This is a genomic window from Methylobacterium aquaticum (assembly GCF_001043915.1).
GTDB lineage: Bacteria > Pseudomonadota > Alphaproteobacteria > Rhizobiales > Beijerinckiaceae > Methylobacterium > Methylobacterium aquaticum.
Genome location: NZ_LABX01000408.1, coordinates 1 through 668 on the forward strand (window position 1 = coordinate 1; position 668 = coordinate 668).

The 668-nt window shown below is 66.5% G+C and carries 1 protein-coding gene; it reads right to left on the reverse strand.

Annotated elements, in window-relative coordinates; genetic code table 11:
- Nucleotides 1-306: 306 nt before the first annotated feature.
- Nucleotides 307-668, reverse strand: a 362-nt coding sequence (locus VP06_RS32845) for a S1 RNA-binding domain-containing protein (RefSeq protein ID WP_048468023.1), incomplete at its 5' end; no start/stop codon positions are given.

The following is a 668-nucleotide window of genomic DNA, read 5'->3' on the forward strand; positions in this document are numbered from 1 at the left end:
GGCGGGAAGGCCGGCGGAATCGCCGGAAAGAAGCGCGGGTCAGCCGGCAGGGGCGGAGGGGCAGGGGTGACCCACACCGCTCTCCCTCGTCACCGTTGCCGTCATCACGCCGCGCCAGCCATCGTCCGATCGGCTTTCACGCCATGGCCTCCCACGGATCGACCATCTGCGGCAGCAGCGTCGAAAGATCTCGTGTCGCGGGTGGCGACCATGAAGCCGCGCAAAAAAGCGCGGCCCCGAAGGACCGCGCTCTCGATCGTTCATCGGTCGGAGACCCGTCCGGCCTCCGTCCCGACGATGAGCCGATCACTCGCCGGCGCGGGACTGCTTCTCGCGCGAGCGGTCGGCATCGCGCTGGGCCTTCAGCTTCTCGGTGAGATCCTCGCCGGTCTGCTGGTCGACGACCTTCATCGAGAGGCGGATCTTGCCGCGCTCGTCTTGCCCCAGGAACTTCACCTTCACCTTGTCGCCTTCCTTCACCACGTCGGTGACCTTGGCGACGCGCTGGGCGGCAAGCTCGGAGATGTGGACGAGGCCGTCCTTGGCGCCGAAGAAGTTGACGAAGGCGCCGAACTCCATCGTCTTCACGACCGTGCCCTCGTAGATCATGCCGATCTCGGCCTCCGCCACGATCGACCGGATCCAGTTATAGGCCGCCTTGATCGCCT